Origin of the sequence: Chitinophaga eiseniae (genome assembly GCF_900167135.1) — a bacterium.
Classification (GTDB): domain Bacteria; phylum Bacteroidota; class Bacteroidia; order Chitinophagales; family Chitinophagaceae; genus Chitinophaga; species Chitinophaga eiseniae.
This window is the reverse complement of sequence record NZ_FUWZ01000001.1, coordinates 543,663-561,540: the sequence shown is the minus strand read 5'-3', so window position 1 is coordinate 561,540 and position 17,878 is coordinate 543,663. Positions and strand designations below refer to the sequence as shown.

General features: G+C 53.3%; 6 protein-coding genes. All 6 read right to left on the bottom strand.

What is annotated here, in order from left to right; translation table 11 throughout:
* Window positions 1-23: 23 nt before the first annotated feature.
* The 6 genes from B5D63_RS02325 to B5D63_RS02300 are packed head-to-tail and all read right to left on the bottom strand — an operon-like array spanning window position 24 to window position 17,872.
* Window positions 24-2,015: an OmpA family protein gene (locus tag B5D63_RS02325; protein ID WP_078667156.1), complete on the bottom strand. Its 1,992-nt coding sequence runs from the start codon at window positions 2,013-2,015 to the stop codon at window positions 24-26.
* A gap of 27 nt (window positions 2,016-2,042) precedes the next feature.
* On the bottom strand, window positions 2,043-3,047 hold the full coding sequence (locus B5D63_RS02320) for a PorP/SprF family type IX secretion system membrane protein (protein ID WP_078667155.1): 1,005 nt from the start codon (window positions 3,045-3,047) through the stop codon (window positions 2,043-2,045).
* Between the two features lie 32 nt (window positions 3,048-3,079).
* On the bottom strand, window positions 3,080-7,207 hold the full coding sequence (locus B5D63_RS02315) for a PKD domain-containing protein (protein ID WP_078667154.1): 4,128 nt from the start codon (window positions 7,205-7,207) through the stop codon (window positions 3,080-3,082).
* A 27-nt stretch (window positions 7,208-7,234) separates the two neighbouring features.
* Window positions 7,235-7,576 (bottom strand): T9SS type A sorting domain-containing protein, encoded by a 342-nt coding sequence (locus B5D63_RS02310; RefSeq protein ID WP_078667153.1) that lies wholly within the window; start codon window positions 7,574-7,576, stop codon window positions 7,235-7,237.
* A gap of 17 nt (window positions 7,577-7,593) precedes the next feature.
* Entirely contained in the window at window positions 7,594-16,533 is an 8,940-nt protein-coding gene (locus B5D63_RS02305; protein WP_159455867.1) for an Ig-like domain-containing protein, read from the bottom strand.
* Window positions 16,534-16,576: 43 nt separating this feature from the next.
* Window positions 16,577-17,872, bottom strand: a complete 1,296-nt coding sequence (locus B5D63_RS02300) for a DUF4302 domain-containing protein (protein WP_078667151.1) — start codon at window positions 17,870-17,872, stop codon at window positions 16,577-16,579.
* Window positions 17,873-17,878: the final 6 nt, after the last annotated feature.

The following is a 17,878-nucleotide window of genomic DNA, read 5'->3' as shown; positions in this document are numbered from 1 at the left end:
TTAGGTTAAAAACAGGTCCGCTCCTATTTCTTCAGTATTGTGAAGGTGGTCCTTCTGTTCTGCTGTCTTCCTTCCGGATTGTCTGATCCGTCCGGCAGCGTATTGGGCGCTATCGGCATAGTGGCGCCATAACCTTTGTAGGTGAGCCGGTGCGCATCTATTCCTTTTTCCACCAGATAGTCTACGCAGCTCTTGGCGCGGGCTTCAGACAGGCGCTGATTGTAGCGTTTGCCGCCTTTACTGTCGGTATGGGCAGCCAGTTCAATCTCCATGTCGGGATTTTCCTCCAGCAGTGCTGCCAGTTTATCCAGCGATGCGGAGGACTCGGGCTTCAGCGTCGCTTTATCATAATCGTAGTACACATTTTCAAGCGTCACCGGAGACGGTGGTGTCACAATCGGGGTAAGGCACAACGCCGGTGCGGTGATAGCGGCGGTATCTTCATTCTGCGGCAGGTCAATGTGTTGCGTGCCCTGCGTATAACCCACGGCATTAGCGATAGCTACCAGCGGCTGGTATTCATCCAACGTGAAAGCATAGCTGCCATCAGCACCGGTGCTGCGGGTGGTGACTACCTGGTGACTAACGGTATCGATGATACGTACTTCTGCTCCTGCTACCGGCGTATTACTGTTACATGCCACCACGATACCGCTCAGCTGCCGCGCTGGACGGGTTTTATGCAGAAAGAAAAGTTCGAGGCAACATTCCGCCGCCCTGTCCGTGCCCAGCAGCACATCGTCCAACAGGTTGCGGTTATTGCTCCGGCTGGCGAAGTAAATGTCGTCCTTGACGGAATTGACGGGATATCCCATATTCACCGGCGCCTGAAAGTTGCCCGGCTCTCCCTTGCTGCTGAAGAAATCGTAACCGCCCATGCCGGTCCTTCCATCGGTGGAAAACACCAGCGTGCGGGTCGCTGCATGATAATAAGGCGCCTGTTCGTTATCCGCCGTATTGATCACCTCGCCGAGATTCGCGGTACTTACAGGTTTACCTGTTTCATCCAGCGTGGCGTACCACAGGTCAAACCCTCCCTGTCCTCCGGGGCGGTCGCTGGCATACAGCAGGTGTTTACCATCGGGCAGTACAAAAGGCTGCTGTGTATTACTGCCTGGAACATTGATCACAGCATCTAATGCTACCGGCTCGCTCCAATTACTGCCGCTTTTGCGGGACACCCAGAGGGAAGTCACTTTTTTCCCATGATCGATCTGCCAGCGGGTGATGAACAGCTGCTGCCCGTCAGGGGTGATGCTGACGGCGCCCTGGTGCAGCGATTCAGGTTGGGCGACCGCCAACAATTTAATGTTGGCAGCCTGCCCGTCGGCATAGTCGGCGGTATACACCCTGTTGACAAAACCTTTGTTCTTCGCAGGGTCCGGACGCGTAGAGGTAAACAGCAACGCGCCATCAGCCGTCCAGAGCGGCGCGTAGCTGGCGCCGGTAGTATTGAGTGCTGCCGGCGCTTTGCGTATTTCATAGAGGGACAGGTCAGACCGTTTCAATTGAGCATTGACAAATGCGAGGTTATTCACTTCCCGTTCGGCAGCGGCACTGTAGCTGTCTTTGGAACCGTAGCCCTGCAGAAAATTATGGAACGCTTTCTCTGCGTCTTCATACTTACCGAGGGCACGGAGGGAAACAGCATAATAATAGGCTGCCAGCGGGAAACTTTTCGCGTCGGCTTCCAGCACCGTTTCGTAGTGCGGCGCCGCCTTTTCATAGTTATGCAGGTTACGGTAGCTTTCCGCCAGTTTATATACCGCCTGCTGCGCGCTGCTCACCGGCACCGTTGTTTTACGGCTGGCATTCACCGCTGCATAAGGTTTATAGGAATCCTGTCGAAAAGATTTGTTCCTGGTGCCGAGGTATTTTTCATAATACTGCACGGCCGAATTATAGTCTTCCTTCTTATAGTATTGATCGGCCGCTTTCAGATAATCGTAGGTAAACTGCGCCTGTAGCGTCATGGTGGCCAGTAACACGGATGCGGTAAATAATATTTTTTTCATGAGATGTCTGTTACATGTAGAGATGAATTACAAACGGGGGCATACGAATTCCACTTCCGGCGTCTTCACTTTCCTTCTTCCGATAAAAGTGAGCGATACTTCGAAACTGTTGGAACCGCGGGCCATCTTGCTCAGGTCGGAGGTATTGATATCATAGCTCACCCCCAGCATCATACTCTTGTAAATAAACCCGGCATGGGTGGTGAAAGCATCCTTCAGGCGGTAGTTCAGACCCAGCAGGAAATCCGTTTCAGGCGCCGCTTTCAGTTGACCATAAGCGCCAATCATCTTCTCCTGCGCCGGGCCCTGCGCCATAAACAGGAAGTTGGGCGTAATGCTCAGTATGTCCGACAACGTTAGTTTCACGCCGCCATGCACGTTAAAGCGCATGGGAAAACGGGCATCGCCGGCAGCGGCAAACTGGTCCTGCGGCCGGGTGAGATGTATCACCGAAAAACCGCCATAGATATTAAACTTCTTACCGGGTGTGGCATCGTAATAGAGCGCACCGGCACCGGCATCAAAAGAAAGTGAAGAAGTGCGGGTCAGTACATCCGTTACCGGGTTAGCGGGATTATAGCCTGTCACCGGGTTCCATTGCTCACCGAAGGTGAGCTTGGAAGGATCGAAGCGGCGCTGGATAAACCCCAGCTGCAGCCCGAAGTTAAGCTGGTGATAATGCGCAGCGTCCAGCTTCACACCGGTGTAAGCGGCGCTGACATACCCGGTGGTATAGTTGTACCCACCATCGCCGGCAGCCTGGTTCAGCACACTGGCGCCGAAGTTGATATTTTTGGCGGTCGGTACTTCGGCCGTGATACCATATGTTTTAAACGGGCTGATATTTCCCCATTGTGTCCGGTATATCGCAGCAATCCGGTAATCTCCGTCGAAAGCCCCGGTCAGGGCCGGGTTGAGCCACGACGGATAGGTATAATACTGCGAGAAATGCGGGTCAGCCTGGGCCATCGCCCTGGAGCAGGCGAAGAGGGCTGTCACTGACATGAGCCATGTTGCAATTTTTATTCTCATTTTGTGTCGGTGTTTTATGTGAATAATGTTCGTTATCGGATGATGGCCACATACCCTGACAGCGGCGCAAATCCGTTACGCAGGGTGATGACGTAATAGTAAGTGCCGACCGGCAACGGGTTGCCCTTAAAGCTGCCATCCCAGGGCTGTGGATAACCGGTGGACTGATACACCCGTTGACCATAGCGGTTGAATACTTCCACCTTGCTGTCGGGATAGTCGCTCAGGTTGTAGATCACCCATTTGTCGTTGATATTATCGCCGTTGGGAGAGAACGCATTGGGTGGCAACACGGGCTTCAGCACTTTAACAGACAGCTGGTCTTTAGCGGTACAGTTGTGTTTTCCGGTGGCGGTCAGCGTATACACCTCGTCATGCATAGCCGGGATAGAGGGCGACAGCAGCGTCGGGTTCGGGAAGTCAGCTGCCGGTTCCCAACGGAACTTCAGGTTCACCGAATCATTGGCAGTAGGCCTGAAAGTGATCACCGTTCCCTGCGGTACCACAAACGACTGCCCTGCATCAATCACCGGTTGCAGGTACACCACCACTTTACTGGTGAAAGGTGCTGACGTGCATCCTGCGGCGTTACTCACTTTCAGTTTTACGCCGTACTCACCGGGCTCAGTGTATTTCTTCACCGGGTTCTGCGCGGAAGAAGTAGAACCATCGCCAAATTCCCATGCCCAGGTGGTGATATTGCTTTTAGCGTCGGTGCTCTGGTCGGTGAACGTATTATCTGTTCCCTGGCACAAAGTATCCGGAGATACCTTAAATGAAGCGACGGGCTGACCGAAGAAAGCTTCCATACGCTTGGTGGCGCTATCGGCGCAACCGAAGGGGGAAGTGGCTGCCAGCACTACGTCAAACGGACCATAGGCTGTATAGTTATGCAGCGGGTCTTTCAGCGCGGAGGCAGCGCTGCCATCTCCGAAGTTCCACTTCCAGGTAAGTGCTGAGTTATCCTTGATCTTGCTCAGGTTGGTGAACTGCGCGCTACCTTCCGGCATACAAATGGATGCTGGCAGCTGGAAGTTCACCTCGGGTAAAGGATGTACACCTACCTTCATGGAGGCGGTATCGCTCAAACACTGATGATCGCTGACAGCCACCAGTTTCACGGTGTAGCTGCCATCGGCGGTATAAAGCACATTAAACGGCGTATTGTTGTTTACCTGCGTCTGCTGGCCTTTACCGTCGTCCCATTTCCAGGTGCTGATGACACCACCGGTGATAGTGGACTGGTCAGTGATCAACGCAGGCTGGCCAAGGCAGACATTGGCGGTGGCGGTAAAGGTGGCGGTGGGTTTCGGATATACGACCACGTCTGTAGCCACGGAATCGGAACAGCCTGTGCTGGTGTTGAACACATACCAGATTTTATGCGTACCGGCGCCAGCCGCGGAAGGTGTGAAATTACCGGAGGAGTCGGTAGCCGGACCTTTGTAGTAGCCCTTGCCGGTCACCCCGTTCTGCACAGCCGCATTGGCCACTTTGATACTTCCTTTCACGTTTACGCATATCCCGTTTACCGGTGCATACGCCAGTTGTGGTTTCAGTTTAAAGCTGGCAGTGATGGTGGTATCTTTCGTACAACCTTTATCGGTAGTTACCTGGTATTTGATCGTGTAGGTACCAAACTTCGTATAGGCATGCGTAGGAGACGGCAGTAATGAAGTGTTGGGATTGGCAGGCGTAGCGCCGGCATCACCAAAATCCCAGCTGTGGCCGGTCAGCGTCTGTGCATCGGGCACGGTGGCGGTGCTGGAAAACTGTACCACGCCATTTACCGGCAGACAATCACCGGGGAATGTAAAGGCCGCATGAGGCTTCGCGTATACAGTGATGGTTTTGGTAATGGTGTCGCTGATACACAAGTCGCTCACCTTCACCATATGTTTAATGGTGTAAGTTTTATGGCCGTCATACGTCATAGACTCCGGCGCATTGGTAGTGGCCTTCTTCACAGAGTCGTTGCCAAAGTCCCAGTACCATTCTTTCAGCGGCGTTGTTCCGCCGTAAGTGGAGTTGTCTGTCAGCTTCACGGGAGCGCCTTCGCACAGCGATGGCACATCACTGGTGAAATTGGCCACCGGTTTGGCCACCGCCTTTACCTGGAAGGAAGTGTCTCCTACACAACCATCGGCAGAGATCACGGTCAGTTTCACGTTGGCCTGTCCCGGCAGGAAGGCATGATGCACTTCAATGCCACTGTCCAGCGCCGGACCGGGGAACTCCCACTTCCAGCGATCGATCTTATAATCAGGTTGATTGTTTTCTCCTTTGAAGATGGCGCTGTCCAGTGTACAACCTGAATAAGCATAGCTGGATATCGCACGGGGCTTGGGCTTCACGGAAATGGTATATCCCACCTTTTCTGTGTTGGTACAGTTCTCTATGGAAGGATGGGTAGACATCACCGTAATATCAAATTCCCCGGTGTTGGTAAATTTATAGGAGCCGGGCAAAGTGTATTTATAATAGGTGATACCGTTGATCACCACGGTAGCGACAGGCACCGGCGCGTTCACGGTCACATCTGCATTGGGTGTAATGGCCGCCCCCAGAAGGCTCAGTTTCCACACCATTTTGGTGGGCTTGTAGGCCATCAGGATAGACAGTTGCACCGGCGTTTGCGTACAGGTAAAATCATTGGTAGCTTTAGATGTATCGTACTCGTTGTGAATAGAACCCACTGCGTTCAGGTTGTTGATCAGTGTACCGGCATTGTAGCCATAGCTTTCTACGCTGCCAAGACCATAGGTGGTAGCGGTAAAGGCGGAATCGCTGGTCACAATACATTGTGCCTGTGCAGCGGTCCAGCGTTTCACCACTACGGAATAACCGGTGAGGTTGGGATGCGGATAGGAGGTATTAAACAACGGACTGCCGTCGATCAACAGCGATCCGATACCGCCGGTGGGGATGATCAGCGTCAGGTAGTTGACCGTAATAAACTCCCGGTTGTTACGGTAAAAACCGGTTCTTTTAACAGCCTGTTCTATCGGGCTGAGGTATACCATCTCCGGGTCTCCCAGCGGATCGTTGTTGCCGCAGGAGCCGGAAGACGGCATATATTGGGCTACCAGTACAGGTTTATCGGCTTCAATATAGTCGGCGGTATTACTATTGTACTCGTAGTAGGAGTTGGCGATCAACGGCCCCATGACCGCGCCGTTCTTTTTCACCACGGTAGCAGGGTCTTTCACTACTACTTTATACATGGATGTCTGGTTGGAAGTAGGCGTGCCGGAATGGGAATACGGTGCTGTCAGGTAACGTTTACCCCAGGCCTGGAAAGGGAACACCTGCTGAATATTGTTATCGCCGCTGCCACCGCTGTTGGTACAGGACTGCGACGTACGGCTGCTGCCGGAGAAAACGGCCACCGGATAACATTCCCCGGCGGAATTACCGATAGATTTTACGGTGGTACCGGTAAGCTCCCGTCCTTTGGAACCTGCCAGCGCACCGCCTACCAGCTGGTAGATATCCCCGCGGTTAAGGGTAACGGTGAAGGGAACGCCCGGCGCACGGCCGTTACGGGTCAGCACGGAAGGTGTAATTTCTACCACGGTATTGTTCTGGTTGGCTACCACAAACATCCAGGAGAAACAATCGGAGGCATAGTCCTGCTGACTGTTGACAGAGATATAGGAATAACCCCATGTTTCTTCCGGCATCAGCATGGTAGCGCCGGAAGAGGCGCTGCCGAAGATATGCGCATAGGCTACGATCGGCACATTACTGTGAATATGGATCGATTTATTGTTGAAGGTACCTTCGCCGCCGGTACCGCCGAACGAAGGCGGCGGTGAATACAAACGGGCGTCGTTGGCGCCTGTTTTAGGGATCAGGTCTGTTGCTATGACCGTATTGGCGGGGATGGTGTAGGTCCGGGTCCAGGCAGTGCCGGTGATACTCACTGTTACCGTAGCGGCCTGTTCGGCGCTCAGGTACAGGATCATCTCCTGTGAGTTGCCCCCTCCCGGCTCCATGAACTGATGATGTCCGTAGCCAACCCAGAAGTCTTTCCCTTTGTTGGAAAGATTCTGGGCGTGCGAACTGAAGGCTACGAACTGCAACACTAACACAGATATGGCCATGAGACATCGCTGTAGCCGTTGGCAGGCAGGATGATTGGTTATTTTGGTAAACATCTTGTACAATTTTTCATCTTGAAATGATTATTGTTTGATGATCATCTTTGAGGTTCTTGTCCCATCTTCAAATAAGGCCCGCAGCATATAAGGACCTTGTCCCAGTCCTGAAACCGGCACCAGGTTATCTTTTCCCGGTGCGGCTACTCTTCTCACCTGCCTGCCATCCAGTGCGTAGATCACCAGTTCACGCAGGTTCTTCGCAGATTTCACACGCACGGACACGGAGGCCGGATTAGGATAGGCAGTGATAGACCGGGCGCTGTTGACCAGGCTGTCTATTCCCTGCCGGCAGCTGGTAGCTGCTGCACGGGGAAACACCCCATGCAGCAACGCAGCTGTAATTATGAAAGCAAGCAAGTACTTCATCACCTTACATTTTTGGGTTATCGGATCAGGTTGATCACTCCTTTCTTCTCTACGGTGGAACCGTCTTTCAGCACCAGGTGACACACATAGATGTATACGCCTGACGGCAGGGTTTTGCCTTTGTAAGTACCGTCCCATCCTATATCCTGGCTGTTGGACTCAAACACTTTTTCACCCCACTGGTCGAATATGGCGATATGTAATTTGTTGATGATGTAGCCATATACTTTCAGCACATCGTTCTTACCGTCGTTGTTCGGTGTGAACGTATTGGGGATGTAGATGCCATCCGGCAGGGTTTTGCCTTCGGCCGGATCGGAGATTTTGTCTTCGCAACCTCTCACCTTCACGAGGAGCTTCACGCTCTGGGAAGGCTGCAGGCCGCTGATCACATGCTCCAGCCCTTCTCTTCCGGAAGACGGCTGCGTCCAGGTAAGACCACCGTCGGTAGACACTTCGTAGCTGGTAGCATTCGGCACCGCCGCCCATTTGAAGCGGATCAGGTTGACGCCTACGGTATCCACTTTCACCACCGGCGTCGTCAGCAATGGCAGCACATGTACCACCACTTTGGCACGGGTAGCGCCCGGACAGCCATGGTTGATGGCTTCGAGGTAGTAGGTACCGCTGACGGTAGCAGCTGTGATCGTGTATACGTTACCGGTAAACAGCAGGTTACCGCCTGCAGGTGCGTCGTACCAGTTGTACAGAACGCCCGCCTCCGGATCTTTCACGGCCAGCGATGCATCGCTGCCACTGCACACGGTCAGGGAGTCTTTCACCACCGCGGCCACGCCCGGCGTATATACTTCCACTTCTTTCGTGGTATCGCCGATACAGCCTTCTGCCGCAACGATACTGAGCTTCACTTTGTGGATGCCGGGGTATTTAAACTGTTTGGTGGTATCCTTCCGGTATGCGTAGGTAGTATCACCGAAATTCCAGTTCCAGCTGCTGATACCCACATTATTGCTGGTAGTGGCGCTACCAGTAAACTGGGCCACATCGCCCACACAGCCGGTGTAGTTGCTGGTGAAGTTCACCACGGGCGCCGGTATAACTTTCATCGTGAGGATGGCCTCAAAGCTGTTGTTACAGCTTTCAATGTCCGGATGGGAGATCTCGATCGGGATATTGTAAGTGCCCGGCGCGGAGAACACATATTCATCCGGCAGCACAAAACGGTAGTAAGTACGTTCGTTGGCGATCAACGAATCTTTCGGTACCGGGTTGGTCTGTACCACGTCCACCGCTGGCGTCAGGTTCTTCACAGCGCTCAGCTTCCAGGTGAGTTTGGTGGGTTTCACCGGTATCAACATGGAGAAACGGAACGGCGTTTTCACGCAGGTGTACGTGTTGTTGCTGCCGCTGGACGGATTCAGCACGTTGCTGAAGGCCGGCAGGATATTGAGGTTCTTTACGAGCGTTCCGGCGTTGTAACCGTAGCTTTCCACACTGCCAAGACCATAGGTGATAGCGGTGAAGGCCGAGTCTGCGATAACATTACATTGCGCAGCGTCTGCATCCCACCTTTTCACTACCACCGTATAACCGGTATAGTTAGGATGTGCATAGGTGTGGTCAAACACGTTGCTGCCGTCGATCCGTAAAGAACTCAATCCGCCTGTTGGTATGATGAGGGTAAGATAGTTGGTGTTGATAGACTCAACGGTATTGCGGTACAAACCGACTTGTTTGATACCTTGTTCCAGCGGGCTGACATAGATCATTTCCGGATCACCGTCGCCCCATGTGTTGTCACAGGATCCGCTGGATGACATATACTGCGCTACCATCACCGGCTGATTGGCGTCGATATAATCAGCGGTATTACTTTCAAACTGGTAGAAGCGGTTATTGATTAACCCTGTTAACGCTACGCCATTACGTTTCACCACTGTGGCCGGGTCTTTTACCAGCACCCGGAAGATGTTGGTCATAAAGCTGGCGGCGTCATCATCGATGGAAGTCGGCGCCGTCAGGTATTTTTTACCCCAGGCCTGTGACGGGAAGTTCTGCTGGATCAGGTTATCACCGGAAGAACCGGCGCTGTTGCCGCATCCGATGCCGGTACGGCTGCTACCGGAGAAGAAGGCAACCGGGAAGCACTTACCGTCGCTGTTAACGATGGAGCGTACATGGGAGCCGGATACATCGTATCCCTCAGAACCGGCTTGCAGCGAACCCAACACCTGGTATACCTCTCCTTTGTTCAGCGTCACGGTAAACGTCTGGTTGGCAGGCCTGCCGGCCAGCGTAGGCACGGTCGGCGTGATCTCCAGGGTGGTATTGTCATAATCCGCCACCACATAGAACCAGGAGTAAGTATCCGTGGAATAATTCTGCCTGGAGGTAAGGGCATAATAATCGTAACCATAAGTACCTACCGGCAGCAGCATGGAGGCGCCGGAAGAGGCGCTGCCATAAATATGCGCATAGGCTACGATGGGCACGTCACTTTCGATGCTGATACCTCTGTCGGACCAGCCTTCTTCCAGCAGACGGGCGTCGTTCATACCGCCTTTGGGCAGTGTTTCCGTCGTGATGGTTTTATTGGCCGGAATGTGATAGGTGCGTTCCCAGGCGGTGCCATTCACTCTTACGGTGACGTTAGAGGAATCTTTCGCGTTCAGGTACAGCACCATCTGCTGGCTGTTATCACCGGTGAAGAACTGGTGGTGGCCGTAGCCCACCCAGAAACGGGTGCCCCTGTTGGAACTGTCTGCCGGCTGCAGCTGCTGCGGCGCGTTGTTGCCGCCATTCAGGCCGGTGAATTTATCGAAATAATGCAGGGTGCTGTCGGTGATCACGTTAGTGATGTCATTCACCTTGCTCAGCGTATCTGTCTTCCATTTGTCCGTGCTGTCGGTCATCGCCAGCCGGATATCTTTCTGGCGTTTGATATATCCCTGCCATGGATCGAGGTAGAACTGCTGGATGTTGAAGTTGTACACGCCGCTGGCCGGGGTAACGTCCACGTCTGTATAGAAATACATGAAGTCTGTTCCCGGAGCGATATTCGGCGGTTTCACACCGGAATAGCGACGCACGGTCATATTAGAGGGCAAAGTGGCATTGTTCCAGGTCACCTTCGTCACGGTGTCGGTACCAAACATGAACGTTTGGGTAACACCTGCTGCCGGAGCGGCCGGGAAAGCCGGTAATGCCGGCGGCACGGAGGTTGGCAGGAACTCATAAGCACCCATGTCCGGCACCCCTTCCTGTAATGTCACCGGCCTCGGTTTACCGTCGATGTCTTTATCGTTGCCCGGCACCTGTACGCCACGGCCATGGATAGCCCATACTTCCGGATCGGTCAGCACCGGATGCAGGTCGGCCGGACCCACAAAGGCAGGTTTGTACACCAGTGAGTTGGCATCCAGGCCGCTACCGGTACGGTAAGCCGCCAGTGTGCCATACGAGGTGCCCGGCGTATTTTGTCTTACCAACACAGCACCTTTCGTATACAGCGTGTTATAATCGCTGTTCAGGAAGTTCGGGTTGCCCACATACATGGTACGGCCTGTATCGGCCGCGAAAATGTTATTCCTCACTTTCACCGGTGATGCAGAAGAAGAAGTATGCGCGAAATAAGCTGCATAGTTGTTGTTGCTGCTGGTGGAAGTATTGAGGATACTGTTATTGAGATAATTGAGATTATTACCGTACTCACTGTAAACACCATACGAATTGCTGGCAGTGGTATGAACGCTCACCACGTTGTTGTTCACACTGATACGGTTGGAAGACGTCAGCGTAATACCTCTCAGCTCACCGGTGTTGGCGGTGCGGGCATAGATCTCGTTGCCGGTCACGCGGCCCGGAGCACCTGCTCCCGGTTGACAGTAAGTGAGGTAGATCGCATATCCTTTGGAGCTGGTATTATTAATATTGATTTTGTTCCTTACAATGCTAATGGCGGTATCGCAATCATCGGCATAGATACCGTACGCAGTGCTTGCCAGCGCGCCACTCAGGTTGATGGTGTTCTTTTGGGCCACCAGCCTGTTGACATACTCGGCATAAATACCGTAACTGTAGGAACGGGCGATGGTGTTGCTGTCGATAGTGACGCCGGGAGACATATTGTCCCCATAGCCGTTCTGCCAGTATACGCCGTTACTACCTTCGGTGATGGTGTTACCGGTGATCACGTTGCCCAGACCGAGACAGTTGCTGGCGTAAACACCGGCGCTGTTGGTACCGGTCGAAGTCGTAACCGGCAATGTGATGGTACAAAGCTGCAGGCTGTCAAAAGAAGCTTTCTTCGCAAACTCCACTGCCCTTGCATAGGTAGTACCGGTGGGTTTGAAGGTGATTTTTCTCCAGGTCACATAATCCACGCTGTCAAGTTTCAGCACATAGTTCCGTGCGGAAGTACCTGCATAGGTGATAGTCACGTCTGCCGCATTACCGGAGGCGCTGCTGAAGGTCACCCTGTTCACCGTGGAAGCGCCGGGGATATGCCTCATAGTCAGCTGTTCGGTATAAGAACCGTTGGCAGCGAGGAACAGCACCGGTCCTGCGATACCGCATTCCAGTTTGGACACCGCAGCGGCGAAGGACTGGAAGTTGGTCGTGCTGGAAGGCAGCGCCGGGTTAATGGTGTAAGTGCCTGCCAGTAAAGGATCATTCAGGTTTACTTTCACCGGTGTGGAGTATACCGTGTCCCTGTTGCTGCACACCACAGCGCAACGATAGTATTTCTCAGCACCGGCGATGGTGTTGTAAACACTTACGTACTGGGTGTCGCTCACATATTTCCACGGACCGGCAGCGTTAGCGGATACCTGCCATTGATAGGTCTGATGACCACCTTTGCTGTTACCCACAAGGTCCAGCTTGATAGCGGTGCCCATACAAATCGGCGTGGTCGGATCTACCGTAGCATTACCGGCTACCGGCGGAGAGGTACATTCCGGGATGTTGATTTCAAAAGCACCCATATCCGGTGTGGTGGTGCTACGGGTAACACCGAGGATATCTTTGGTTACGCCTACCGGGCGGCCGCTGTTATCCAACGGAGAAATTACCGGTGCGAAATTACCAACGGAAGGATCTGCAAATACCGGCTGAACAGCGAGGGAGTTGCTGTCCAGTTTCGCACCTGCGCGCCAGTCGGCCAGTGTAGCGTAGTTGGTACCGTTATTACCGGTGTAGGCGGTATTACGGCTGCTCTGCACGAAGATATCGTTGTAGTCGGATTTGAATTCTGCGGAAGCCGCAATAGAAATACCGGTCCTGTTGCCGCCACCTGTGCGGCTGATATCGAGGATGTTATCGAGGAACTGAACGCCCGCCACGGTGCTGGACTGGTAAATACCGGTAGCTTCTGCGCTGCTGGTATTGACAGCGTCGTTCAGGGCAACGGTGTTATGGTAATACAGCGTAAAGTCGCTGCTATAGTTATAGAAACCACGCTGGGTACCACCGCCACGGATATCATAAATCACGTTATTAATGATCTTCGCGGGGTTGGCAGCGGTCGCGTCGGCACTGGTGAACTCAATACCATAGAAGGAGTTGGTGGTGCCGGTAGCGCCGTTAAAGAGGCCGTGAATGCGGTTACCGCTGATAATGTTACCATCGCCTTTACTACTTACGCTAACGCCATAGTTGGAGTAAGACACGCTGCTGCGCGTTGTCCGGAAGATGTCGTTATGGTCTACAACGGTATTTTCCGCATTATACAGGTACACGCCGTAGGAATAGAATTCGCTGATGGCATTGCTATCGATACGGTTACCGGCCGGCGATCCCGATGAGGCGCCGTAGACGATCACGCCGTAATAACCGCCGTCGATCTTGTTGCCACTTACCAGGTTGCTGTCGCAGCCGTTGTTGGTACCGCTGCTGGTGCTGGCATCCGCGCCGTTGATCACGACACCAGCGACGCTGGAGCTGGTAGAGGTATTATCTGTCAGGATGCGGCTATGGGTAATTTTATTCCTGTCCGCATTCGCCAGCAGTTGTACGCCGTAGCCATAAGTACCGCCACGGGCGTCTATCACGAGGCTGTCAAAAGTGATGTAGTCGGCCCCACGCAGTTTGATCACGGCTCTTTCATTATCATCATTTGGTGCAAACTTGATCGTGTTGCCGTTACCGTTAAAAGTCACGGTATTGGTAGCGGACATACCGGCGATGGAGTCGAGTATCAGCTGCTCGGCGTAGGGACCGGAGCCGGATACTACGTTGAATACCACCGGACCTGCGATACCGCATTCCATGGCCGCTTTGGCAGCGTTAAAGCTGACGAAGTTGGTCGCGCTGGACGGTGCCCCCTTGTTAATGGTATAGGTACCGCCCGGGAAAGCCGGGTTCACGGTGAGCTGCACCGGTGCGCTGTAAGCTGTATTGCCGCTACAGGTGACTGCCACACGGTAATACAGGGTAGCCGCTGCCGTTATAGTCGTATCCGGATTGGTCATCGGGTTTCCGATGTTGGTATAGGGCCCTGCAGCCGCTGTGGCTGTTTGCCACTGGTAGCTCTGTCCCAGGCCGATACTGTTGTTGATCAGGCTGAGTGACACTTTGCGGTTGATACATACCGGTGTGGCGCTCACCGTAGCTTCGCCGGGTGTGGGTGGCGTTGTACACGGACCGGGCGTAAACTCATAAGCGCCGATGTCCGGTGTGGTGGTGCTGCGGGTATTGCTGTTAATATCGACAGTAATGCCGGCCGGCAGCCCTTTGTTATCTACAGAAGCGCTGGTAGGCTGATAGTTACCGGAAGCCACGCCTGCAAACAGCGGGTTGGAGGCCAGCGACGCAGTGTCTTGCTGGGAAGCGGTCTTCCAGTCCAGCAGCGAGCTGCGGTTGGCATTATAATACCCGGTAAAACTGGTACCGCCCTGTGCGGCCAGATAGTACAGGTTATTGTTGGCATGAATGGTACCGGTGGTGGTACCAAAATACACAGCGTATTTGCTGCCGCCACCGCCACGGGTGACTGCGATGAGGTTATTGATAAATTCAATACCGTCGGCTTTGGACGTCTGATAGAAGCCACGTGCCGTATAGGTGGTGGAGCTGGTAGAGGTTCCGTCCAGCGCAATGGTATTATGGAAATACCAAACGTTGTCGGAGCTGGAGTTATAGATACCGTAGGCATCTCCCCTGCCCGTGAAGTTATAGACCAGGTTGTTCGACACCACGTTCTCCAGTTGCGACAACGCGTCGGTACCGGAGAAGTAAATACCATAACTGGCGCTCACGCTGGCAGGCGCACCGCCGAAGGGGTTGCTGATGCGGTTACGGGTAATATTGGCTTTGGTATTCAGGTTGGAGAAATTAATACCATAGAAGGTCGACACCGTGGACCGGGTCGGCCTGCTGATGATATTGTTCTCCACTAACGTGTTAAATGATCCGCTGGCATTCACCCCGGAATTATAGAATTCGGTAATCGTATTGTTGGTGATCTTATTGCTCATATTGGCCATGGTGCTGCTGCCTGTGAGCACAATACCATAGTAGCCGCCAATAATTTTATTGGAGGCGAAAGTATTATTATCACATTTGGCATCACCGGAGGTGGTAGGCGATGTGTAGGAACTGCTGATCACAATGCCGGCATAGGCAGTGCTGCTGGTAGATGTGGAATCTACCAGTATGGTGGAGTTCTTAATGGTATTAAAATCAGCGTCGTTGGTGAGGAAAACGCCCCAGCCATAACCGGAAGAACCGGTGCCGGTGGCTTTTATCACCAGGTTGTTAAAAGTGAAGTAGTCGGCGTTATCCAGCTGGATCACTCCCCTGTTGGCAGAGGTGCCGGCAAATTTCAGCGTATCGCCGTTACCGTTAAAGGTAATAGTGTTGGTGGCGGAGGCGCCTGGCACGGGTTTCAGCAGCAACTGCTCCGTATAGGGGCCGCTGTTAGCCACCACATTAAATATTACGGGGCCGCTGATACCGCATTTAAGATAATTATAGGCATCGTTGAAAGAAGCAAAGTTGGTGCCTCCCGTAGGCGCCCCTTTGTTGATGGTGAACGTACCGGACACCAATGTGGGCGACGTTACGTTTACGCTCGCGGAAGTAGCCGTTTGCGTACTTGTGGTACAGGTAACGATACAACGGTACCAGGTGGAGGCGGACTGTGTGGTAGTCAGCATGCTCTTGGTGGCGCCGGCGATATTGGTCCAGGTAGTGTTATTGGCGGACTGTTGCCATTGGTAAGTCAGCCCGGAAGCCACCGTGGCGCCTGTCAACCGCAAATCAAAAGTACCGTTCAGACACACCGTGCTTACACTGGAAACTGCGGTGCCTGCGTTGGGTGTGCCGGTACAGGGGGTGGCAGGTATCCAGGAAAAGGTGATGTTCGGGCGGGTGGTCATGGTACCGGTGTTATCAGTATCGGTGGTACCGCAGAGGTTATTTTCGTTATCGGCGCGATAGGTATGCGAGCCGTTGAACGTCAGTCCGGTGGTGAAAGCCACTTCCGGATTGTTGGAATAGAAGGTGCCGGGATCTGTGACCTGTGCGCCACTGCACACTTCCACCACAATGTTGTCAGTTCCGTTCCAGAAGAAGTTATTACTGAAAGGGAAGTTGTTCACACCATTGAGAATGGTATAGTCTGCCGGGGCGCGTACTACGGTCGTACCGGGCACCCAGCTGGTTTCGTCGAGCGTGCCTACGGTAGTACCGCCGATGCTGATCCCGTATTGTTCGATCACATCGGCAGTGTTCAGGTTTTTAACAACGAACTTGATACCGGTAATATATCCCGGGGCCATACCGGCAGCGCTGAGTTCCGCTGCGGTGAACAGGTACTGTGCCCTGTTACCTTCGAAATAGTCCTGTAACGGGCAGGGATATCCGATATCGCTGTTTCCCGTGGTCCCGGTGCCGATGTTGATATCGGTCTGCGCCAGCAGCCGGCTGCTCAACATCAGCAGCATTCCGGCCACGAGGATGGTTTTGTGAATAAACGAAAGCGTATAATTTCTCATATAGAAAAACATTTGCTGGTTTTCAGATGGGGTTAATCTTTTATCAGAACACCCAGGTGATCCATGATTTACCGTCTTTGGCGCTGACCATGTCATAGGTGGTGGCGCCTGTCTGTACAAGGAAGAAACCTGTCTGTTCCGCCATCAGCGTACGGGTACGCAACAACGGCGTAGGGTCCGGCGGCGGGTTGCCAAACAACCCTCTGTCATTGAAGATCACGCGGCCGTCGGTGGTGAAAGCGGGGGTATCATGCAGTACGCCATACATCAGCGTAGGCTGGCCTTCGTCGGGTACGATGATGCCGAAGGCATCGATACCAGAACCGGGACCGGCGGCCTCAGGCCAGAACGTGGCTGCCATGTAATCCGGCAGCGTATGCAGTCCGTAGGCATCGTCCACGCCGTTGACATGAAAGCCTCTTTCGGCAATCCAGTAACGGCGCTGGTTAAGGGCGTACTGGTACCAGCGCTTGGGTGCAGCGATATCTATGGCCAGTGGTCTTACCGTTTCGGAGATACTGGCAGGCTGACCGTTGATGGTGCCTTTTACGGCGCCGTCTTCAAATTTGATGTTATCGAATTGGCTGATGGTAGTGGAACCGTCCGTAAATGCCGGTGACAGGGCAATACCTTTGGACGTATAGTAGTAGCCGGTAGTAGCAGTCTTTACCTGTCCACCTGCCACCCAGGTAAAGGTGATACGGTGGGTCAGCGTGTTCACTTCCACATCGTAGCGCGCCGTACCGGTGGTCAGTTTGTGGAAATAGGTCAGTATTTTCCGTACACTATCGATGTTGCGGTTGATATGCTGCTGGTAATAATCTGCCTGTTCCTGCTGTGTAGCCTTTACCAATATGGCCCGGCTTCTGTTGAAACGGCCGGTCAGCACCATCGTGTCGCCGGTCATGCCGTTGATGGCAAACTCGAAGTCCGATCCCAGCCCTCTACCGTATTCACCACCGTTCTCGCCCGCATCGGGATCACAGAGCACGTGCAAGTAAGAGTAGGTATCGAACAGGAGGCTTGGCTGTTGCAATGCTTTGAGCCGCCAGCTGCTTTCTTTGGCAGTAACGGTGGACGACGGTTCAAAGTCGCTGTACATCTGCACCCGGTTGGAGTCGTTGAACCGGAAATAAAAGCTGTACACCGATTTGGGAGAGCCGCCCGGATACACCATGGCTTTCCAGCCGTAAGGCGCGCGGGTCAGTATCTGCTGATAGCGTTGTAACGTATCGTTGAGGCGCTCATCCGGCGACTTGTCGAACAGCGGGTCTGATTCTTTCTTACAGGAGTAGATCCCTGCAAGGACCAGTAATAAGTACAAAAGTTTCTTTCTCATACCCAA